The organism is Zavarzinia compransoris (assembly GCF_003173055.1).
Lineage (GTDB): Bacteria > Pseudomonadota > Alphaproteobacteria > Zavarziniales > Zavarziniaceae > Zavarzinia > Zavarzinia compransoris.
Genome location: NZ_QGLF01000002.1, coordinates 607,105 through 628,014 on the forward strand (window position 1 = coordinate 607,105; position 20,910 = coordinate 628,014).

General features: G+C 67.4%; 23 protein-coding genes. 15 read left to right on the plus strand and 8 right to left on the minus strand.

Going from position 1 to position 20,910, the window contains the following annotated elements; all coding sequences use genetic code 11:
* Positions 1 to 35: 35 nt before the first annotated feature.
* Complete coding sequence (locus DKG75_RS08645; protein WP_166646399.1) at positions 36 to 800, minus strand: 4'-phosphopantetheinyl transferase family protein; 765 nt, start codon at positions 798 to 800, stop codon at positions 36 to 38.
* A 159-nt stretch (positions 801 to 959) separates the two neighbouring features.
* On the opposite strand from DKG75_RS08645, the gene DKG75_RS08650 reads away from it, so the two are divergent.
* Both DKG75_RS08650 and DKG75_RS08655 read left to right on the plus strand, forming a co-directional pair.
* Positions 960 to 1,283 (plus strand): antitoxin, encoded by a 324-nt coding sequence (locus DKG75_RS08650; RefSeq protein WP_425086474.1) that lies wholly within the window; start codon positions 960 to 962, stop codon positions 1,281 to 1,283.
* Positions 1,280 to 1,684: a type II toxin-antitoxin system VapC family toxin gene (locus DKG75_RS08655; RefSeq protein ID WP_109920683.1), complete on the plus strand. Its 405-nt coding sequence runs from the start codon at positions 1,280 to 1,282 to the stop codon at positions 1,682 to 1,684. Before DKG75_RS08650 ends, DKG75_RS08655 begins: the two co-directional genes overlap by 4 nt.
* Before the next feature lie 54 nt (positions 1,685 to 1,738).
* Here DKG75_RS08655 and DKG75_RS08660 read toward each other — a convergent pair whose 3' ends face one another.
* On the minus strand, positions 1,739 to 2,659 hold the full coding sequence (locus tag DKG75_RS08660) for a LysR family transcriptional regulator (protein WP_109920684.1): 921 nt from the start codon (positions 2,657 to 2,659) through the stop codon (positions 1,739 to 1,741).
* A gap of 120 nt (positions 2,660 to 2,779) precedes the next feature.
* Here DKG75_RS08660 and DKG75_RS08665 point away from each other — a divergent pair, with 120 nt between their 5' ends.
* The 7 genes from DKG75_RS08665 to DKG75_RS08695 are packed head-to-tail and all read left to right on the plus strand — an operon-like array spanning position 2,780 to position 9,941.
* Positions 2,780 to 3,622 (plus strand): SDR family NAD(P)-dependent oxidoreductase, encoded by an 843-nt coding sequence (locus tag DKG75_RS08665; protein WP_109920685.1) that lies wholly within the window; start codon positions 2,780 to 2,782, stop codon positions 3,620 to 3,622.
* 12 nt (positions 3,623 to 3,634) lie between these two features.
* Entirely contained in the window at positions 3,635 to 4,840 is a 1,206-nt protein-coding gene (locus DKG75_RS08670) for an acyl-CoA dehydrogenase family protein (protein WP_109920686.1), read from the plus strand.
* A 14-nt stretch (positions 4,841 to 4,854) separates the two neighbouring features.
* On the plus strand, positions 4,855 to 5,640 hold the full coding sequence (locus DKG75_RS08675) for an SDR family oxidoreductase (protein WP_109920687.1): 786 nt from the start codon (positions 4,855 to 4,857) through the stop codon (positions 5,638 to 5,640).
* Between the two features lie 26 nt (positions 5,641 to 5,666).
* Entirely contained in the window at positions 5,667 to 5,957 is a 291-nt protein-coding gene (locus DKG75_RS08680; protein WP_109920688.1) for a transposase, read from the plus strand.
* Positions 5,958 to 6,015: 58 nt separating this feature from the next.
* Entirely contained in the window at positions 6,016 to 6,783 is a 768-nt protein-coding gene (locus DKG75_RS08685) for an alpha/beta fold hydrolase (protein ID WP_109920689.1), read from the plus strand.
* Between the two features lie 3 nt (positions 6,784 to 6,786).
* Positions 6,787 to 8,211 (plus strand): WS/DGAT/MGAT family O-acyltransferase, encoded by a 1,425-nt coding sequence (locus tag DKG75_RS08690; protein ID WP_109920690.1) that lies wholly within the window; start codon positions 6,787 to 6,789, stop codon positions 8,209 to 8,211.
* A 14-nt stretch (positions 8,212 to 8,225) separates the two neighbouring features.
* The gene (locus tag DKG75_RS08695) at positions 8,226 to 9,941 is read left to right on the plus strand and encodes a long-chain-fatty-acid--CoA ligase (RefSeq protein WP_109920691.1); all 1,716 of its coding nucleotides are present in this window, start codon (positions 8,226 to 8,228) and stop codon (positions 9,939 to 9,941) included.
* Here the strand turns inward: DKG75_RS08695 and DKG75_RS08700 are convergent.
* Complete coding sequence (locus DKG75_RS08700; RefSeq protein WP_109920692.1) at positions 9,938 to 10,855, minus strand: LysR family transcriptional regulator; 918 nt, start codon at positions 10,853 to 10,855, stop codon at positions 9,938 to 9,940. The two genes, DKG75_RS08695 and DKG75_RS08700, sit on opposite strands and share 4 nt — an antisense overlap.
* 117 nt (positions 10,856 to 10,972) lie before the next feature.
* On the opposite strand from DKG75_RS08700, the gene wrbA reads away from it, so the two are divergent.
* Positions 10,973 to 11,575: an NAD(P)H:quinone oxidoreductase gene (gene wrbA, locus DKG75_RS08705; RefSeq protein WP_109920693.1), complete on the plus strand. Its 603-nt coding sequence runs from the start codon at positions 10,973 to 10,975 to the stop codon at positions 11,573 to 11,575.
* Between the two features lie 27 nt (positions 11,576 to 11,602).
* Positions 11,603 to 11,941 (plus strand): DUF1491 family protein, encoded by a 339-nt coding sequence (locus DKG75_RS08710; protein WP_109920694.1) that lies wholly within the window; start codon positions 11,603 to 11,605, stop codon positions 11,939 to 11,941.
* Here DKG75_RS08710 and DKG75_RS08715 read toward each other — a convergent pair.
* Complete coding sequence (locus DKG75_RS08715) at positions 11,915 to 13,630, minus strand: glycoside hydrolase family 17 protein (protein WP_166646398.1); 1,716 nt, start codon at positions 13,628 to 13,630, stop codon at positions 11,915 to 11,917. The two genes, DKG75_RS08710 and DKG75_RS08715, sit on opposite strands and share 27 nt — an antisense overlap.
* 164 nt (positions 13,631 to 13,794) lie before the next feature.
* Here DKG75_RS08715 and DKG75_RS08720 point away from each other — a divergent pair, with 164 nt between their 5' ends.
* Positions 13,795 to 15,378, plus strand: a complete 1,584-nt coding sequence (locus DKG75_RS08720; RefSeq protein ID WP_109920696.1) for a fatty acid--CoA ligase — start codon at positions 13,795 to 13,797, stop codon at positions 15,376 to 15,378.
* A gap of 52 nt (positions 15,379 to 15,430) precedes the next feature.
* Positions 15,431 to 15,844 carry a hypothetical protein gene (locus DKG75_RS08725; RefSeq protein WP_133636838.1) on the plus strand — a complete coding sequence of 138 codons (414 nt, stop codon included), beginning with the start codon at positions 15,431 to 15,433 and terminating at the stop codon, positions 15,842 to 15,844.
* A 20-nt stretch (positions 15,845 to 15,864) separates the two neighbouring features.
* On the opposite strand, the gene DKG75_RS08730 is transcribed toward DKG75_RS08725, so the two are convergent.
* The gene (locus DKG75_RS08730; protein ID WP_133636836.1) at positions 15,865 to 16,347 is read right to left on the minus strand and encodes a hypothetical protein; all 483 of its coding nucleotides are present in this window, start codon (positions 16,345 to 16,347) and stop codon (positions 15,865 to 15,867) included.
* A 190-nt stretch (positions 16,348 to 16,537) separates the two neighbouring features.
* Positions 16,538 to 16,798 carry a type II toxin-antitoxin system ParD family antitoxin gene (locus DKG75_RS08735; protein WP_109921072.1) on the minus strand — a complete coding sequence of 87 codons (261 nt, stop codon included), beginning with the start codon at positions 16,796 to 16,798 and terminating at the stop codon, positions 16,538 to 16,540.
* A gap of 295 nt (positions 16,799 to 17,093) precedes the next feature.
* Here DKG75_RS08735 and DKG75_RS08740 point away from each other — a divergent pair, with 295 nt between their 5' ends.
* Positions 17,094 to 18,698 (plus strand): fatty acid--CoA ligase, encoded by a 1,605-nt coding sequence (locus DKG75_RS08740; RefSeq protein ID WP_208111983.1) that lies wholly within the window; start codon positions 17,094 to 17,096, stop codon positions 18,696 to 18,698.
* 7 nt (positions 18,699 to 18,705) lie between these two features.
* Here the strand turns inward: DKG75_RS08740 and DKG75_RS22965 are convergent, their stop codons facing one another.
* Entirely contained in the window at positions 18,706 to 19,035 is a 330-nt protein-coding gene (locus tag DKG75_RS22965; protein WP_166646397.1) for a hypothetical protein, read from the minus strand.
* A gap of 144 nt (positions 19,036 to 19,179) precedes the next feature.
* On the opposite strand from DKG75_RS22965, the gene DKG75_RS08750 reads away from it, so the two are divergent.
* Entirely contained in the window at positions 19,180 to 19,800 is a 621-nt protein-coding gene (locus DKG75_RS08750) for a TetR/AcrR family transcriptional regulator (protein WP_109920699.1), read from the plus strand.
* On the opposite strand, the gene DKG75_RS08755 is transcribed toward DKG75_RS08750, so the two are convergent.
* Complete coding sequence (locus DKG75_RS08755) at positions 19,775 to 20,722, minus strand: DMT family transporter (protein ID WP_109920700.1); 948 nt, start codon at positions 20,720 to 20,722, stop codon at positions 19,775 to 19,777. The two genes, DKG75_RS08750 and DKG75_RS08755, sit on opposite strands and share 26 nt — an antisense overlap.
* Between the last annotated feature and the right edge of the window lie 188 nt (positions 20,723 to 20,910).

Consider the following 20,910-nt stretch of genomic DNA (forward strand, 5'->3'; position numbering starts at 1 on the left):
GATCGGGAACGGCGGGAGGACGGCGCGGGGCCGGTTCATGCCCGGCCGCCCGCGGCGAGGTCATGATAGCCCAATTGCATGATCCTGACCGGGCCGATCGGCCGGTCGGCGGCCAAGGCGACGGCATGGCCCACCGGCCCCGCCAGTGCGGCCAGCCAGAGCGGCGCCTCGCTTTGCCGGTGGTGCAGCAGGGCGGGCGGGCGGGCCGGGTCGGCCTCGACGTCGAAGCCGGCCAGCGGCAGCGACAGGCCCATGCCCCAGGCTTTCACGCAGGCTTCCTTCGAGACCCAGGCCTGGAAGAAGCCGGCGGCGAGCCGGTCCGGCGGCAGGCGGTCGAGAACCTCGTTCTCGGCGGCGGAAAAGAAGCTGCGGGCCAATTGCCGGCAGGGAAAGCCCGGCTCGACCGCCTCGATATCGATGCCGACCCGGCCGCCGCGGGCGATGGCGATGGTGGCATAATTGCCGCTGCGGGATGAATTGAAGTCGAAATGGCCGAGATCGGGGGCGAAGGGCCGGCCCTGGTCGTCGGCCGCCAGCACCAGCCCGGCGGGCGGGCGGCCCGCATAGGTTGACAGCACCCGCCGCAATGCCGCCCGCCCGCGCAGGAAGCGCCGGCGGTCCAGCGGCCGGCGCAGCCGCGCCGCCCGCTCCCTTTCCCACAAACTTGTAAGCAATTCAGTGTCTTCCAGGGTGCCGGCGGCCAATTCCAGGTCGATGATCCAGGCATGGACCTCGCCCGCCGCCAGCGCGGGCGCGGCGACGGGGGCGCGGGCGCCGTCTGTCTGAAAAGCAAGGCTCATCGGGTTGCACCCTGACCGTCCATGCCCCGCGATTGTGCGGCGCATCAAGGGCAGGGTAGGCAGTCCGGCAGCGGGACTCGCAGTGGAGATGCTTTCGTTTCGGATGCAATTGCAACCAATTACCCCAAATCCGAGGCTGACGCTTTAACGAGGCGCGACATGGCGCCCCGGCACGTCGCCGTGTATATGTTTATGCATATGCAAGGAGCCGCCATGTCCGCCCCTCGATCCAGCGACACGACCCCGCCCAGGGAGGCCAAACTCTTCCGCAACAACAAGAGCCAGGCCGTGCGCATCCCTGCCGATTTCGAACTGCCGGGCGACAGGGTCCTGATACACCGGGAAGGCAACCGGCTCATCATCGAGCCGGTTCCGCGGAAGAACCTGCTCGATATCCTTGCCGGCCTGGACCCCCTGCCGCCCGAAGACCAATTCCCCGACATCGACAGCATGTTGTTGCCCGCACCGGACATCGACCTTTGAGCCGGCTCTACATGCTCGACACCCATGTCGTGTCGGCGCTGGCGCGCAATCCCCGCGGCCCGGTCGCCGGTCGAATAGCCGAGGTCGGCGCCGATGCGATCTGCGTCAGCATCATCACCGCCGCCGAACTTCGCTATGGCTGCGCCCGGAAGGGATCGCCGAGATTGCTGGCGCAGATCGAAGCCATTCTTGGCGCCCTCCAGGTCATGGTGCTCGATCTGCCCGCCGACAGCGAATATGCCGGCATCCGCTCTGAACTGGAGAAGGCGAGGACCCCCATCGGTCCCAACGACTTGCTGATCGTCGCCCATGCCTCAGCACTTGGTGCGATTCTGGTGACAGCCAACACCCGCGAGTTCACGAGGGTCGGCGCGCTGCAGGTGGAAAACTGGGTGGGCTGATATTTGCCTCGCCCTGCGGCCAGGGGCGTCGTGGGGCGTTGGGGGGGAAGGTGCCTATAAGTCCCGTTCGGGCAGGGAAGCCATGGTTTCGGCGATCGCCTGCCGCAGCCAGTGGTTGGCGGGGTCGTTCTCGACATTGGCATGCCAATAGAGATAGGCGTCCAGCCCCGGGGCCGGCAGCGGGAAGGGCAGGATCTGGTTGGCGAAGGGCCGGTTGGTGATGCGGGCGTAATGTTCGGTCATGGTCAGGATCAGGTCGGTCTGGCTGACCACGCGGCAGCCGGCGAAATAATGCTGGCAGCGCAGGCGGACATGGCGGCTGTGGCCGAGGCGGGCGAGTTCGATATCTTCGAGCCCGGGCCCGGTGGTGCGGGCCGAGACCAGTACATGCTGCTGGGCGAGATAGGTGTCGAGATCGATCCGCCCCTTGATGGCCGGGTGTCCGCTCCGCGCGATGACGACGAAGCGGTCCTCCATCAACAGGCGGCGGTGAATCCGCTCGGGCAGGCCGAGCCAGATGTCGAGTGCGGCATCGACCCGGCCGGCGGCCAGTTCCGCTTCCAGCTCGCGGCGGTCGATATGGATGGCGGACAGGTCGATTCCCGGCGCTTCCGCCGTGATCCGGTGCAGCAGGGCGGGCAGGATGCGCGCCTCCAGCACGTCGCGGATGCCGAGGACGAAGCGGCGCCGGGTCGTCGCCGGGTCGAAATGGGCGGCTTCGGAGAGCGCGATCTCCAGGCCGCGCAGGCTGCCCCGGATCGGCTCGATCAGGCCGCGGGCGAAAGGCGTCGGGGTCAGGCTGCGCCCGGCGCGGACGAACAGGGGATCGCCCAGGACGTCGCGCAGCCGGGCCAGGGCATGGCTGACCGCCGGCTGGGTCAGGTTCAGCTTGGCCGCGGCCTGGGTGATGCCGCCCTCGGTGAAGATCGCGTCCAGCACCACCAGGAGATTCAGGTCCAATCTGCTGATATGCATGATATTTATGGATCCCGCTTAAAAACATTCATTAGACGCAGGGTATCCATCCGCTAGGCTGCAGGCAATCCAACGGCGACAAGACCGGCGGAAAAAAAGAAAAAAGCGGGGGAGAGTAGGGTGCAGGATCTGGCGAACAAGGTTGCCGTGATCACCGGGGCAGCCAGTGGCTTCGGTCGTGAATTGGCGATCCAATGCGCAGGTGCAGGCATGCGGCTTGCGCTGGCCGATCTGGACGAGGCGGGCATCGGGGCGACCATCGCCCTGCTGCCCGCCGGCACCGAAACGGTGACGCGGCGTTGCGACGTCTCGAAACCGAATGACGTCGAGGGCCTGGCCGAGGCGACCTATGCCCGCTTCGGCGCGGCCCATCTTCTGTTCAACAATGCGGGCGTCGCGGTCTCCGGGCCGACCTGGACCACCACGCTCGACGATTGGAAATGGGTGCTGGACGTGAACCTCATGGGGGTCGTCCACGGCATCCGCAGCTTCGTGCCGCGCATGCTGGCGCAAGGCGAGCCGGCCCATATCGTCAATACGGCGTCCGCCGCCGGCCTCGTCTCGCCGCCGGGATCGAGCGTCTATTGCGTCTCGAAGCACGGGGTGGTGACGCTGTCCGAGTGCCTGCACCACGAACTGGCGCTGGACGGCCTGCCGATCGGCGTCTCGGTGCTGTGCCCCGCCTTCGTGCAGACCGGCATCGGCCATTCCGAGCGGCACCGCCCGGCCGATCTCGCCGATGCCAATCCGCTGGGCGAAGCCTATGCCGAACAGATGCGCAAGGCGATCGCCGCCGGCCGCCTGACCGCGGCCGATATTGCACGGATTACATTGGAAGGGGTGAGGGAAGGGCGCTTCTACATCATCACCCATCCGACCATCAAACAGGCGATCGAGATCCGGATGCAGGACATCCTGGGCGACCGCCTGCCGACCAATACATTGCGCGCCAGCCGGCGCTGAAGGACCGCGATCATGGATTTCGAATATTCGGCCAAGACGAAGGACCTGATGGATCGGGTCTCCGCCTTCATGGACCAGCATGTCTATCCGAACGAACACCGTTTCGAGGCGGAAGTGGCGGACGGCGACCGCTGGCAGCCGACCAAAGTGATCGAGGAACTGAAGGCCAAGGCCAAGGAAGCGGGGCTCTGGAACCTGTTCCTGCCCGAATCCGCGCGCGGCGCCGGGCTCACCAACCTCGAATATGCGCCGCTCTGCGAGATCATGGGCCGCGTCGCCTGGGCGCCGGAAGTCTTCAACTGCTCGGCGCCCGACACCGGCAACATGGAAGTCCTGGAGCGTTACGGCACCGAGGAACATAAGAAGCAATGGCTGGCCCCGCTGCTCGCCGGCGAGATCCGCTCCTGCTTCGCCATGACCGAGCCGGATGTCGCTTCCTCGGACGCGACCAATATCGAAAGCTCGATCCGGCGTGACGGCGATCATTACGTCGTCAACGGCCGCAAGTGGTGGTCGTCGGGCGCCAACGACCCGCGCTGCAAGGTCTTCATCTTCATGGGCAAGACCGATCCGGGCAACCCGAACCGCCATGCCCAGCAATCGATGATCATCGTGCCGCGCGATGCGGCCGGTGTCACCGTGCTGCGCCACCTGCCGGTCTTCGGCTATGACGATGCGCCCCATGGCCACGGCGAGGTGCTGTTCGAGAATGTGCGCGTGCCGCTCTCGAACATGCTGCTGGGCGAGGGGCGGGGCTTCGAGATCGCCCAGGGCCGCCTGGGGCCGGGCCGCATCCACCATTGCATGCGCCTGATCGGCCTGGCCGAACGCGCGCTCGAGAAAATGTGCAAAAGGGTGAAGAGCCGCATCGCCTTCGGCAAGCCGGTGGCGCAGCAGACGGTGACCCTGGAGCGCATCGCCGAAGCCCGGATCATGATCGACCAGTGCCGTTTCCTGGTGCTGAACGCGGCCGACAAGATGGACCGCTACGGCAACAAGGTGGCGGCCAAGGAAATCGCCATGATCAAGGTGGCCGCCCCCAACATGGCCTGCAAGGTCATCGACTGGGCGATCCAGGCCCATGGCGGCGGCGGCGTCTCCAACGATTTCGGCCTCGCCTATGCCTATGCCGGCGCCCGCACGCTCCGCCTCGCCGACGGGCCGGACGAGGTTCACCGCAACCAGATCGGCAAGCTCGAACTCCAGCGCACCCAGTAACCCGGAGAGTAGCCATGAGCGTGAAGGCCCTGTTCGATCTCTCCGGCAAGGTGGCGCTGGTCACCGGCGGCTCGCGCGGCCTCGGCCTCCAGATGGCCGAGGCTTTGGGCGAGATGGGCGCCAAGGTCGCGATCGCGGCGCGGAAGCCGGCCGAACTGGCGGCGGCGGAAGCGGCGCTGGCGGCGGCGGGCATCGACGCCCTGTCGGTGCCGGCCGACCTCGGCGATCCGAGCGGGCAGTCGGCGGCGGCGCTGGTCGAGGCCGTGCTCGCCCGCTTCGGGCGGATCGACATCCTGGTCAATAATGCGGGGGCGACCTGGGGCGCCCCGGCGGAGGATTATCCCCCCGCCGCCTGGGACAAGGTGATGACCCTCAACATCGACAGCCTGTTCCGCCTGTCGCAGGAAGTGGGCAAGCGCGCCATGATCCCCCAGGGCGGCGGCAAGATCATCAACATCGCCTCGATCGCCGGGTTGGGCGGCAATCCGCCCGCGCTGTCCATGCATACGATCGCCTACAACACGTCGAAGGGCGCCGTGGTGAATTTCACCCGCGCGCTGGCGGCGGAATGGGGGCGCTACAACATCAACGTCAACGCCATCTGCCCGGGCTTCTTCCCCTCGAAGATGTCCCAGGGCCTGCTCGACCGCTTCGCCCAGCATGTGGTCGAGGCGACGCCGCTCGGCCGTCTCGGCGGCGAGGAAGACATGAAGGGCGCGGCGGTGTTTCTCGCTTCGGACGCCTCGCGTCACATCACCGGCCAGTTGCTGGCGGTCGACGGCGGCGTTTCCGCAACCTGATCCGACGGTAAAGAGGAGCGTAAGGCATGAAGCAACTCTTCTGGCTGAACGACGAAGCCTGGGAGAAGGTCGAACCCCTGCTGCCCAGCGGCGGGCGCGGCGCCCCGCGCGCCGACGACCGGCGCATCATCAGCGGCATCCTGCACATGCTGCATGCCGGCGGGCGCTGGCGCGACTGGCCGGCCAATCACTACGGCCCCTATGCCACGGTCTGCAACCGCTATGCCCGCTGGCGCAAGCAAGGCATCTGGCCGCGCATCCACGATGCGGTGGCCCCGGCCGTCGCCGGCCGCGGCGCCAAGGCGGCACACCACTGATCGACGTTCCGGGTTGCTTTGCGTTTCACGATTTCCCCCCCAGGAGACAGGCAACCCGATGCGCAGCACCGCCGCCGAACGTCCGCCCTCGCCCCTGCTGCTCGCCCTCGAACTGCGGGCGCTGCCGGAGCTTTGGGGCTATCTCGCCGCGAGGCCGATCCTCGACCGGGCCCCGGCCGGGGACGGCCACCCGGTCCTGGTCATGCCGGGGCTTGCCGCCGGCGACGGTTCCACCGTGCCGCTGCGCCGCTTCCTGCGCCGGCGCGGCTATCATGCCCATGGCTGGAAGGCGGGGCGGAACACGGGCCAGCCCGGCCTTCTCTTCGCCTTGCAGGAGCGCCTGGCCGACCTGCACGAGCGCCACGGCCGCAAGGTCAGCCTGATCGGCTGGAGCGCCGGCGGCCTCTACGCCCGGGAACTGGCGAAGCTCGCGCCCGAACGGGTGCGCCAGGTGATCACCTTAGGCAGTCCCTTCGCCGGCACGGCGGATGTCTCCAACGTGAAGCGCCTCTACCAGTTCCTCAGCGGCCGGCGGCAGGATGATCCGCAATTGCGCGCCCGCCTGCGCCAGACCCCGCCCCAGCCGGTCACCAGCATCTACACGAAATCCGACGGCATCGTGCCCTGGCAGCGCTGCATCGAGACCGCGGGCGAACGGGTGGAGAATATCGAGGTGCCGGGCAGCCATTCCGGCCTCGGCCATAATCCCGCCGTGCTGCTGGCGATCGCCGACCGCCTGGCCCAGCCCGAGGGGGCATGGACCCCCTTCGCGCGCAGCGGCTGGCGCCGCCTGGTCTATCCCGCGCCGGCGCGGGGGGAGGGCTGAGCCATGCAGCAATTGTCCGGCCTCGACACCACTTTCCTCAACCTCGAAACCAATACCTGCCCCATGCATGTGGGCGGCGTGGTCATCCTGGAACCGCCGGCGGGGCAGGCGCCGCAGGACAGCTATCGCGCCATTTTCGACCTGGTCGAAAGCCGGCTCGATCACATTCCACCCATGCGCCGGCGCCTGCTGATGACGCCCTTCGACCTCGACCATCCCTATTGGATCGAGGACCCGGATTTCGACCTCGTCCATCACCTCCGCCGCCGCGCCCTGCCGAGCCCGGGCGACCGGGCGGCGCTCGCGGCGCTCGTCTGCGAACTGGCGGCGACCCGCCTCGACCGCAACCTGCCGCTATGGGAACTTCATGTCGTCGAAGGGCTGGAGGGCGGCCGCCTTGCGGTGGTCACCAAGATGCACCATGCCGCGATCGACGGCGTCTCGGGCGCGGAGATCCTGTCGACCTTGCTCGACCTCTCGCCCGAGCCGGCGCGCCTGCCGCCGCCGGCGAAACCCTGGCAGCCGGACGACATTCCCTCGCTGACGCGGCGCCTGTTCACCACGGCGAAATCCCTGTCGCGCCGGCCGGCGGATTCCTTCCGCCTGCTGAAGACCACCATGCCGGCCCTGGCCAGCCTGGGACGCGAGGCGATCGACCGCGGCAAGATGATCCTCCAGGGCGAGGCGACGCGCAGCGTCATGGGCCTTGCCCCGCGCACCCGCTTCAACCGCCAGATCACCGCCCGCCGCTCCTATGCCTATGGCGGCTTTCCGCTGGCCGCGATCAAGGCCTTGCGGAAGGCGCTGGGCGTCACCTTGAACGATGTCGTGCTCGGCCTCTGCGCCGGGGCGCTCCGCCGCTATCTGGAGGAACGGCGGGAATTGCCGGATCATGCCCTGATCGCCGGCGTGCCCATGTCGACGCGGGCGGACGAGCAGAAGGGCACGGGCGGCAATCATGTCACCTTCCTGCGCGCTGCGCTGCATACCGACATCGCCGATCCCCTGCTGCGCCTGCGCCGGATCAGCGAGGACATGGGGGTGGCCAAGGAAAAGATGCGCGCCCTGCCGGCCGACCTCATGGGCGACTGGGCGCGCCTGCCGTCGCCCGCCCTGATGGCCCGGGCGGCCCGGCTCTACGAGAATTTCGGCATCCAGAGCTTTCACGCCCCGGCCTTCAACGTCGTGATCTCGAACGTGCCGGGGCCGCCCGTCCCGCTCTATTTCGCGGGCATGCGGGTGCGGGCGAACTACCCGGTCAGCATTCCGTTCCACGGCGTCGGGCTGAACATCACCCTGATGAGCTATTGCGACAGCATCGATTACGGCCTGACCGCCGACCACGACACGGTGCCCGACATCGATCATTTCGACGCCCTGCTGCAACAGGCCCTGAAGGACCTGCAACAAGCGGCAGGCATCGCCTGAGAGGGGAGACCGGCATGAGCGAGGCGGCGTCGGCGAAGGCCTGGAATTTCCTCGGATCCTATCCGCCGGGGGTGCGTTTCGACATGCCCCTGCCGGCGGGGCCGGTGCAGGACATCCTGTCCCGCACCGCGCGGGATCATCCCGATCGCGTGGCGCTGGAGTTCAATGGCGCCGCCATTTCCTATGGCGAATTGCAGGCGCTGGTATTGAAGGCGGCGACCGGGTTCCGCGCCCTCGGCGTCGGGCCCGGGGTCCATGTCGGGCTCTACCTGCCGAACTGCCCGCACTACGTCATCGCCTTCTTCGGCGTGCTGACGGCGGGCGGCACGGTGGTGAATTATTCGCCCCTCGATGCCGCCCGGGTACTGGAACACAAGGTCGAGGACAGCGAGACCGATATTCTCGTCACCCTCGACCTCAAGCTGCTCTACCCGCAGATGGCGGCGTTGCTCGGCCGGACGCGGCTGAAGCGCCTCGTGGTCGGCAATCTCGGCGATTTTTCGCCCGAGCCGGAAACCGTCGCCGCCTTTCTGAAGGCGGCGGGCCAGACGGCGGATGTGCCCGACGACGACCGGCACCTGCCGTTCCGCCGCCTGCTGGACAATGCGGGGAACCTCGTTCCCCATGCCGTGCCCGATCCGGCGGCGACCATCGCCGTCCTCCAATATACCGGCGGCACCACCGGCCTGCCCAAGGGCGCGATGCTGAGCCACGGCAACCTGACCGCGGCCCAGGCGCAATTGCTGGAACTCTGTTCCGGCGACGCGCCCCTGTTCGAGATCGGGGCGGAGCGGATCCTGGCGGTCCTGCCCCTGTTCCACATCTATGCCCTGTCGGTCAACATGCTGCTGGGCATTGCCATCGCGGCACGCCTGGTGTTGCAGCCGAAATTCGAGGCCGAGGCGGCCTTGCAGACCCTGACGGCGGCACGCATCACCTTCTTCCCCGGCGTGCCCACCATGTATGCCGGGCTGCTGAACCACCCGGCCATGGCCCGGGCCGATCTCACCAGCCTCAAGTTCTGCGGCACCGGCGGGGCGCCCCTGCCGGTGGAACTGGCCGACCGCTTTCAGCGCCTGACCGGCTGCCGCCTGACCGAGGGCTGGGGCATGACCGAGACCACGGCGACCGGCACTTTCACCCCCGCCCGGGGGCCGGTGAAGCCCGGTTCCTGCGGCGTGCCGGTGCCCCATGCCCGGCTGAAGTTCGTCGATGTCGCCGATCCCGGCCGCGAGGTCGGTTTCGGCGAGCGCGGTGAATTGTGCATCGCCGGGCCGAACGTCATGAAGGGCTATTGGAAGAAGCCGGCCGCCAATGCCGAAGCCTTCACCGCCGACGGCTATTTCCGCACCGGCGACGTCGCCTGGATGGACGGGGACGGTTACGTCCATATCGTCGACCGCACCAAGGACATGATCCTGTGCGGCGGCTTCAACGTCTATCCGAGGGTGATCGAGGAGGTGATCTACGAACACCCCGCCATCGCCGAGGTAACGGTGATCGGCATCCACGACGATTACCGCGGCCAGGCGCCCAAGGCTTTCGTCACCCTGAAGCCGGGGGCGGAAACGGTGACCCTGGCCGCGATGCAGGATTTCCTGAAATCCCGCCTCGGCAAGCACGAGATGATCGCCGCCCTCGAGGTTCGGGCCGAACTGCCGAAGACCCCGGTCGGCAAATTGTCCAAGAAGGAACTGGTCGAGGAAGAGGAGGCGCGGCGCCACCCTTAAGGGGCGCCGCGGCTGCGGCAGCGCGCCCCCACGGTCTCGACCAGGAAATCGACGAAGGCCCGGACCTTGGGGCTGAGGTGGCGCCCGGGCGGATAGATCACATAGATCGAATGGCCGGCCAGGCTGAAGCCGCCGAGATCGAGCGGCACCAGCTTTCCGGCCGCGACGTCGAGTTCGGCCAGGAAATCCGGCGTCCGCCAGATGCCGAGGCCGGCGACGGCGGCATTGCGCAGCACGTCGCCGTTGTTCGCGGACAGCCGGCCCCTGATGCGCACGCGCCGCTCCTCGCCCGCGCCGTTGCGGAAGAGCCAGTCGTCCCCGGTCGCCGACAGGGTGTAATGCAGGCAGTCATGGCCGGCGAGGTCTTCCGGGGTGCGCGGCGTGCCGCGCGCCGCCAGATAGGCGGGCGAGGCGCAGACCACCGGCAGCACGCCGCCGAGGCGCCGCCCGATCATGCTGGTATCGCCGAGGTCGGTGCGGATGCGGATGCCGACGTCGAAACCTTCCTCGACGAGGTCGACCAGCCGGTCGTTCATGATCAGTTCGACCGTGATCTCCGGATAGCGTTCGAGAAAGCGCGGCAGCACCGGGCCAAGGTCGGTCAGGCCGAAGGACATGGGCGCATTCACCCGCAGGCGGCCCCGGGGCTGGGCTTCCATCTGGCCGACCGCCTGTTCGAGATCGCCGACATCGTCGAGCAGGCGGACGCAGCGCTCGTAGACCGCCTGGCCGGTCTCGGTCAGCGACAGGCGCCGTGTCGTCCGGTGCAGCAATTGGGCGCCGAGGTGCTGTTCGAGCGCGGCGACATGCTTGCTGGTCGCGGCATTGGAAAGGTTGAGATCCCGCGCCGCGCCGGCGAAGGAACCGAGTTCCACCACCCGGCGGAACACGGTCATGGCGGCCAGCCGATCCATCACGCTCGCTCCACTGTTTCCAAAGCGTGAATGATTATGTTCCCTGCGGGCGGATTATCAAGGGTGTCGCCGGGGCCTACCTTCCGTTCACGAGTTTCGACGGAAGGAACGACGACAATGACCAAGGTTCTTGTGCTTTACCATTCCAGCTATGGCCATATCGAAACCCTGGCGGGCGCGGTCGCGGAAGGCGCTGCCGCGGTCGACGGGGTCGAGGTCACGGTGAAGCGCGTGCCCGAACTGATGGACGCGGACCTGATGAAGCAGTTCGGCATGAAGCCGGACCAGGCCGCCCCGGTGGCGAGCCCGGCCGAACTGGCGGATTACGACGCCATCGTCTTCGGCACGCCCACCCGCTTCGGCATGATGACGGCGCAGATGCGCAATTTCCTCGACCAGACCGGCGGGCTCTGGGCCAAGGGCGCGCTGATCGGCAAGGTCGGCAGCGTCTTCACCTCCAGCGCCACCCAGCACGCGGGCCAGGAATCGACCATCCTGTCGTTCCACACCACCCTGCTGCACCATGGCTTCGTGATCGTGGGCGTGCCCTTCGCCGAGCCGGGCCTCTCCAAGATCGACGAGATCACCGGCGGCTCGCCCTATGGCGCCTCGACCATCGCCGGCCCGGACGGCAGCCGCCAGCCCTCGGCCAACGAGTTGCAGATCGCCCGGTTCCAGGGCAAGCATGTGGCGACCATCGCCGCCAAGCTGAAGGCGTAACCGCGGCCCGCGCCGCAGACGGTGACCATGACCGATGTGCCGCGCCTGAAATCCCGCCTCGTCGTCCAGGCCTTGATCCGCCGGGCCGAGGTGGCGGGCCTTTCCGCCCTGGTCATGCGCAAGGGCGACGAGGATGCGGGCGGCATCATGCTGGTGGTCGATCGCTTCGCCGCCGGCAGCCGGCTGTTCGACCGGGTGCGGGACGGGGCGGGCCGCCTGGTCTGGGCGGCTGCCGATGGCGGTGCCCCGCTCGATCCGCCCGCCCTGGCCGAACGGCTGGAGCGGGCGGCCCGGCGCGACCCGGACCTCTGGCTGGTCGCGGTCGAGGACCCGCGCGGCCTATTCGATCCACTGGCGGCGGACTGACGCCGCCAGCGGCAGGGCGAAGAGCGCGAGGCAGGCCGCCCAATACCAAGCCTCCACATTGTCCGGGGTCTCGATCGCGATCAAGGCGACGGCCTGGGCGACGAACCCCGCCGCCGCCAGCCCGGCGACCCAGCCCCGCCCTTTCGGCCGGCCGGCCCGGACCGTGCCGAACACCCGCCCGAAGGCGAGGCGGTCGAGGAAACGGTCGCGCCCGGTCCAGGCCGCCAGCAGGGCGACCACCAGGGGCGCCAGGGCGGCCAGCCCGACATAGACCGTGGGAAAATCGCGATAGCGGCCGTCGACCGGCAGCAGGGGCCACAGCAGGCTGACCGTGCCCTGCGGCAGGATCGGCACCAGGATGTCGTCGGTCACCCCGACCACGAGCAGCAGGCCGAGCGCGAAGCCGAGCACGGTCGCCAGCAGCAGCAGCAATTGCCCGCCGACCACGGTCCAGCCCCCGGCGGGCAGGCGCGGGTCGTCGCTGAGCAGGCGGAAGCAGGTGGCGGCGAAGGTCAGGGCAAGGCCGATGGCGATCGCCGCCTTGACCGCGGCCCAGAGTTCCGGCCCCGGCATATAGGCGAAGAGCCAGGCTTCCAGCCCGGCCCGGCTGCCGGCATAGGCGGCCAGCGCCAGCAACGCGCCGCCGGCGATCAGGCGGGCAGGGGAATAGCCCGCGATCCGTTCCCGCCGCATGGCGGTGACGACGAGGATCAGCAGGGCGCCGGCGGCGAAGCCGAGCTTCCATTGCGGCAGTTCGACCACCGGGCCCGACAGGTCGAACTTCGGCTGCCAGTTCTCGTCGAACAGGCCCCAATTGGCCCCGACCGTGCCTTCCTGGCCGCTTTTCCACGGCTGGTCGAAGGCTTCGATCACATTGTAGCGGATGCCCTCCGCCCGGGCCTTGTTCAGGAAATTGGTGATGAAGGTGGCAAGCTGCACCCGGCCCGGCACCGCCTTCTCGCGGTCGCGGCCGTGGCTCGGCCAGCCGATCTCGCCGATCACCACCGGCTTGTCCGGGAAGGCCTTCCGCACCTCGTCCAGGATATGGGCGACATGGCCGTTGCCGACCTCGACGGGCAGGGGAAAATCCTCCCAATAGGGCAGGATGTGGATGGTGATGAAATCGACTTCCCCGGCCAGCTGGGGATTCCGCAGCCAGAATTCCCAGACGTCGGCATAGGTCACGGGCTGTTTCACCGCCGCCTTCACCGTCCGGATATGCTCGATCAGTTTCTCGACCGGCAGGTCTTTCCGCAGCAGGACCTCGTTGCCGACCAGCACCCGCTCGATCGTGCCGGGGAAGCGGTTGGCAAGGTCGATCAGGCTGGCGATCTCGTTCTGGTTGACCCGGGGCAGGGGGCCGAGCCAGGCGCCGGCGAAAACCTTCAGCCCGCGCGCCTTGGCCAGTTCCGGCACCGCCTGCATGCCTTCGAGGGCGGTATAGGTCCTGACCCCCGCCGCCTTGCCGATCAGGGCGTCCAGCGCCGTCGCGATATCGGCTTCCGAGGGGAAATTGCCGGTCAGCGGGCTCTGGGTGCCGCGGAAGGGGGCGAAGGACACGCTCTCGATCACGCCGTCGTAAGGGTTGGGCAGGGCGACCGGCCGGTTCGGCCACCACCAGGCGGCAAATGTGAGCAGAAGGGCAAGCAGGGCAACGGCGGCAGGCTTCAGGACAGAGCGATGCATCATCGGATCTCGCGGACGGCGGGCAGACATGCTTACACCAAGCCCCGCGCCGGCGAAACGCGGCGGAATCGGATTTCGCGACTTGAGGCGCGCGGGCCACGCCCATAAACTCGCGCGACAACAAGAAAGTGCGACGCGGCGGCAAGCCGCGGCTCGGGGAGAAGACAATGGCTTACTATCCGGACATCCAGACTCTGGCCGATGTGCCGCGCCTGCACGCCCGCCTGCGGGGCGACAAGGTCGCGCTGATCGAGGGCGACCGCAAGATCACCTATGCCGAGCTGGACCACGCCGCGACCGCCTGCGCCGCCGCCCTCGAGGCCGAGGGCGTGAAGGCGGGCGGCCGCGTCGGCGTGCTCGACAAGAATGCCGCCGATTATTTCGCCCTGCTGTTCGGCACGGCCAAGATCGGCGCCGTCCTGGTGCCGGTGAACTGGCGCCTGGCCGCGCCCGAGATCACCTTCATCCTGAACGATGCCGAGGCGGAGGTCCTGTTCGTCGGCCCGGATTTCGTCGAGGCGCTGCGCTATTTCGGCACCGAGCTGAAGACGGTGCGGAAAATCGTGGTCATGGGCCCCGCCGCCGGCGACTGGCCGGGCTTCGCCGATTTCCTCGCCCCCTTCGACACGGCCGCCGACCCGAGGCGGGAAACGGGGCCGAAGGGCACGGTCCTGCAGATGTATACCTCGGGCACCACGGGCCATCCGAAGGGCGTGATGCTCACCCATTATAATTTCCTCGGCAATGTTCCCCTGCGCGAGGAATCGGCCGAAGCCTGGGCGACCTGGAGTGCCGAGGACGTGGGGCAGGTGGCCATGCCGCTGTTCCATATCGGCGGCACCGGCTCGGCCTTCCTCGGCATCTATGCCGGCGCCACCATGGTGATCACGCGGGACTTCGATCCCGGCCTCGTCCTCAGGCAGATCGAGGAATACCGGATCGCCAAGGTCTTCTATGTCCCCGCCGTGCTGCTGTTCCTCCTGCAGCATCCGGCGGCGGCGACCACCGATTTCTCGTCGCTGCAATATATCCTCTACGGTGCCTCGCCCATCCCGCTCGACCTGCTGCGGAAGGCGCTGGCGGTGTTCAAATGCGGCTTCGTGCAGCTTTACGGCATGACCGAAAATTGCGGTCTCTGCACCTATCTGCCGGCCGAGGACCACGACCCCGCGGGCAACGAGCGCATGCGCAGCGCCGGCAAGCCCCAGGTCGGGGTCGAGGTCAAGGTGATCGACGCCGACGGCAACGCCCTGCCGCCGCGCCAGGTGGGCGAGATCTGCGCCCGCTCGCGCGCGACCATGGCCGGCTACTGGAAGCGCGACGATGCGACCGCCAAGACGATCGACGCCGACGGCTGGCTGCACACCGGCGACGCCGGCTATCTGGACGAGGACGGTTACGTCTATATCTACGACCGGGTGAAGGACATGATCGTCTCGGGCGGCGAGAATATCTACCCGGCCGAGATCGAAAGCGCGCTGTTCGGCCATCCGGATGTCGCCGACGTCGCCGTCATCGGCGTGCCCGACGACAAATGGGGCGAGGCGGTGAAGGCGGTGGTGGTGCCGAAGCCCGACAGCCGCCCCGACGCCGACGAGATCATCGCCTTCGCCCGCACCCGGATCGCCGGCTACAAGGTGCCGCGCTCGGTCGATTTCGTCGAATACCTGCCGCGCAACGCCTCGGGCAAGCTCTTGAAGCGGGAATTGCGCGAACCCTATTGGGTGGGCCGCGAACGCCGCGTCAATTAGGCCATGTTGACACAGTGTTGGGGCGAATGCGGCATTGGAGCCGGGGGATGCCGTGGCAACGCTCAGGATTTACGATCTGAGAGAGCGAGTACTGGCGCTTGATCTCAGGGATTTGCTGCATCTGTTTGCGCCTCGGTCTTTGGACGCAACTTGGACTGTCACGACAGTCAAGTCGTCCGAGCCTGGGCGCGAATGGTTTGAAGCTACAGGCGAAGGTGGCGAACAGCTTGAAATATTGGCGCAAAGAAACGCCGCAATTTCGGGCGCCGATTTAACCGCCTTGGCCGAAAATACGCGGCAGGTGATTTGGGGGGAGTTCGTCGGCTCGGCACCTACGCAATCAAACAAGGCGTGGGTGATCATCCGGGCAATCGACAGCACGTTCTATGAGATCGACACGGACGACGAAACCGTGCTGAGCAAAATAAGATGGACTTACAAGGACGTCCGCTCTGGGGTGGTTTAGATCGTCCCGGCGACGGCCTCTCACTCCCCACATTCGTCCATCTTAAACACCCCCTGGTCACTTGGTACAAACTCAACAACCCAATGCCTGGAAAGGGGTCCCACCACCCTTTGAACAAACTCTGCCGTCTGTTCCCTTTCCGCGTCACCAGAAAAACCAATCGCAATTTGGTATTTCAACAGCCCTAAATTGGTCGCGCTCAGGCTGATCCCATTCCCCTGCATCCCGACATTGATAATTCCGCCATTGATGAAATTATACTTTCCGTCAGGATTTATGATCTTTAATTCCTTGTCGGTTCTCGCGCTTCCATCGACGAATTCCATTCCTTCCGAAGCGGCGATCTCTCTCATCACATGTTTAAAAGTGGAAACACCGTCATCATTGACCACGCACATATGCACCATCGCATACGGCCGCTTTCCTTCCCCGCATCCTGCCCCCATCAAAGAGACGCAGATCAGCATTAGTCTCAACGGGTGCTTCAATACATCGATGCGCATATCCCCCTCCCCCGGAGACCGTTTGCCGCCCTCGGTGCCCCTGGGGCAGACATTCCAGGTCCTTTCAGCCTTTCAAGCGCACCATCAGCAGTACATAGAGTGTCGGGACTTACGAAATATCTATACGGCGGACGGTCGAGGCCGAAAAGTTCAGGCTCAATCCAACCCATCCAATGCCGGGACCAAACGCCTAGCCTTTGCGTCCCGCCAGACGGGCGCGGGCTTCTTCTTTCAGGGCGTCGAAATCAATCTCGCCAGCGTCGCCGCTATCGAGACCCTCTCTCCAGGCCGCCCGCAAAAGCGCCAGCTTTTCCGCCTCCTGCCGCTCCGTCTTTTCCATGAGGCGCAGCGCTTCGCGTACCACTTCACTGGATGAGCTGTAGCGACCGGCGGCGACCTTGGATTTGACGAATTTTACCAGTTCGTCCGTCAGGGAAACGTTCAGGTTCACGATAGCCTCCGCCTGCTCGCCATGGCCGATGGCATAAAATAGCAAAATTTGTCATTCATGTCCTTCGGCGGTCGAGGTCCCCTCGACGTGCCGGACGAACGGATCTGCCAGGCCGCCACGCCAGGTGCGAGGATTCCGAGAATCTATCCCTCCCTGGAAACACTCTGTTCTTCGGGGTCCCGGGGCGTCGTCCAGCCTTGCGGGGCTCGGCCGCCGACTTCATATAGGTCGGACCGTATCACGGCCGGGCCACAACCGGCGGGCGGCGAGGGGAAACCAGGAACAGGACGGGACGATGGACGGGGGGATCTTTTCCGGCTCCACCGCGGTGATGGACGGCATCATCCGCACGGTTGGCGATATTCCGCGCTACCACGCGCAGCACCGGCCGGCGGTCGCCGCCCTGGTCTTCGAGGGGCGCCGCTCCACCTATGCCCGCTGGAACGAGCGCTGTTCCCAGGTGGCGAATGCCCTGATCCGCGACGGCGCCGGCCCCGGCGCCCGCGTCGTCTTCCTCGCCAAGAATTCCGACTATTACTACGAGGCCTACGTCGGCGCGACCAAGGCCAATGCGGTCCTGGTCGCCGTCAACTGGCGCCTGGCCGGGCCCGAGGTCGTCTATATCGTCAACGACAGCGAGGCGGAGGTGCTGTTCGTCGGCAGCGATTTCGCGGGCCTGATCGAACAGATACTGCCCGAGATGCCGCGCATCCGCCGCATCGTCGTGCTCGACGAGGGCCGGGGCGACTGGATCGGTTACGAGGACTGGCTTGCCGGCGTGCCCGCCACCGATCCGAACCTGCCGACCGCGGCCGACGACGTGGCAATCCAGCTCTATACCTCGGGCACCACCGGGCACCCGAAGGGCGTGATGCTGACCAACGCCAATGTCCTCGAAGCCATGAAGGCGGCGGAACAGGGGCATTACGGTGCCTGGACGCCGGGCGTCGACCAATTGCTCATGTGCATGCCGAATTTCCATGTCGCCGGCTCGAACTGGGGCATGTTCGGCCTTTCCGTCGGCACCACGATCCATGTGGTGCGCGAGGTCGATCCCGTCCGCATCCTGGATACCATCCAGCGCGAAAGGATCGACCGCGCGCTGTTCGTGCCGGCGGTCGTGATGCTTCTCGTCCAGCACCCGAAGGCCAAGGACACCGACTTCGGCAGCCTGAAGACGATCCTCTACGGCGCCTCGCCCATCCCCCTCGACCTGCTGCGGGCGGGCATGCAGACCTTCGCCTGCGACTTCGTCCAGGGCTATGGCCTGACCGAAACCTGCGGCGCCGCCATCTGCCTGGCGCCTGCCGACCATGATCCCGAGGGCAGCCCGCGCATGCGCAGCTGCGGCCGGCCGCTGCCCGGCGTCGAGGTCCGCATCGTCGATCCGGCCGGCCGCGACCTGCCGCCGGGCGAGGTGGGCGAGATCGTCATCCGCTCGGGCCTCAACATGATCGGCTATTGGGGCCGGCCGGCGGACACGGAAAAGACGATCCGCGACGGCTGGCTGCATACCGGCGACGCCGGCTACCGGGATGCGGACGGCTATGTCTATATCCACGACCGGGTGAAGGACATGATCGTCTCGGGCGCCGAGAACATCTATCCGGCCGAAGTGGAAAGCGCGCTCTTCGGCCATCCGGCCATCGCCGATGTCGCCGTGATCGGCGTTCCCGACGAGAAATGGGGCGAGGCGGTGAAGGCGGTGGTCGTGCTGAAGCCCGGCGCCGCGGCCGACGCGGCCGAGATCGTCGCCTTCGCCCGCACCCGCATCGCCGCCTACAAGGCGCCGAAGACGGTCGATTTCGTCGATGTCCTGCCGCGCAATCCCTCGGGCAAGCTGCTGAAGCGCGAATTGCGCAAGCCCTATTGGGAAGGGCGCGACCGCCAGGTGAACTGACGCCCGTTCAGCCGAGGACGGTGGTGATCACCAGTTCGAGGCCGTCGCCGGCCAGGCGGAGCTGCTTCTGGGAGGCCGCGGGCAGCGGCACCCGGCGGCTGAGGCAATAGAACAGCAGCGCCGCCGCCAGCACTTCGCTGTCCAGCGTCACGGCTTGCGGCCGGTCGTCGTGCCGGGTCTCGATCGACAGCAGGCCGCGGATGTCCGGCGGCTCGCTGAAGGTGATGCGGGCGATCCGGCCCTGCGGCAGCGGAAAGCGCCGGCGCAGGTGGAAGTCGACCAGGGCGGCGGCGACCTCGGCGCCGGTGAAGGCGATGGTGCGTGTCTCTATCGGCATGATGGTGACGGCTTGGGCCCGTTGCCCTTGTCCTGCCGTCTCCTATCAGGGAAGCGCCTTCCTGTCGTCGGGCTTTTTCGTGTGCCGGCCGGCATTGACCCGGCTGTCATTGACAATGTGTCAGCACTGCCCCCAAATGCCGCTATGGTTGATATTGCCGACGATCGGGCAGCGGGCGCGCGAGGCGCGCGCCGCCGCCAGGAAAGCCGCCGCCGCCTGCTGGCCGCCGCCCGCAAGCTCTTTGTCGAGCGCGGCTATCATGCCACCCGCCCGCAGGACATCGCCCGCGAGGCGGAAGTGGGCAACGGCACCTTCTATCTTCACTTCGCCGACAAGCGGGACATTTTCCTCGCCTTCGCCGAGGAAGCCTGCGCCGAGATCGAAGCCTCGATCATCGGGCCGCTGACCGGGCCCGACCCCTGGGACATCCGCATCCTGAACACGCTGAAGGCGGCACTGGCCTTCGAGGAGGCGGACCGCCGCGTGATCGCCGCCGCCCTGATGGATATTTCGATCATCGATCCCGGCGCCGCCGAGCCGGAAACCCGCCCGCGCGACCGGCTGGCCAAGCTGACCGCCGCCTCGCTGCAGGAAGGCATCGACAAGGGCGACATCCGCCCCGACATCAATACCGAACTGATCGCCCATTCCCTGCTCGGCATGGTCGAGCAGGCGGCCTATCACGCCGAGCGCAACAAGCTGGCGGGCGAGGACGTGCTCGCCACCCTGGTCGGCTTCGTCACCGCCGGCCTCGCCCGGCGATAGCGCCGCTCGCCAGCATCACCCCGGCGGTGCCGAGGGCGACGCCCGCCGCCTCGATCGCGGTCGGCCATTCGCCCAGCACCGGAATGGCCAGCACACTCGCCCCCGCCGGTACCAGGGCGGTCAGGGCGGCGGTGGTCGAGGCGCCGATCAGGCGGATCGCCACGGTGAAGGCCAGCAGCGACACGATCGACGTGACGATGCCCTGATAGACGACCTGGGTCGCGATCTGGCCGGCGCTCATGGCGGCGATGCCGGGCGACAGGAACAGGCCGTAGACCGGCAGGTAGAAGACCGCCGACAGCACGGCGACGATCGCCGTCGCATGCAGCGGCTCCAGGCCGAAATGCCGGGCCATGATCGTATAGCCGGCCCAGAGCAGGGCGCCGGCGACGAACATGCCGTCGCCGACCAGCACCCTGTCGCCCAGCGCCTCGCTGCCGCCGAGCGCTGCTTCCGCCATCAGGACGACCGCGGCGGCCAGGATCAGGCTATAGCCGAGCTTCCGCGCCGTCGAGAACCGCTCGCCCAGCAGCAGGCGCGACATCATGGCGGCGGCCAGCGGCACGCCGCAGCAGATCAGCACGCCCGAATGGGTGGCGGGGGCAAAGGCATGGCCGCCGCCGGCGACCAGCACATAGGGGGCGCCGGCACAGGCCGCCATGCCGAACAGCCCGGCCGGGCCCAGCCGGCGCAAGGGCAGGCCCCGGCGGATCAGCACCGGCAGCAGGATCAGCCCGGCGGTCGCGAAGCGCAGCGCGACCAGATCGGTGATGGCGACCGAGCCGCGCAGGTCGAAGCGGGTCAGCACGATCCAGCCGGCCCAGATCGCCACCCCCAGCAGGCCGAAGCCGTAGCCGCGCCAGCGTCCGGCGGCGGGGCCCAAGGTCGCGGGGCCCAAGGTCGGGTCGGCGGCGGCGGACATGATCGGGCTCCTTGGTTCGGGCGGCGATCTTTGCCCATGCGGAAAGGCCGGCCAATATCGCAGAATGACGGTGTGCCATGACGCCCCCTCATGACGGGGTTGAAGCCGGCGGCCGCAGGCGCAACCATGCCGGGGGCGCAACGAGCCCGGAGAATCGGGGCCCGGAGAATCGGGGAGGGAGGGGCAGC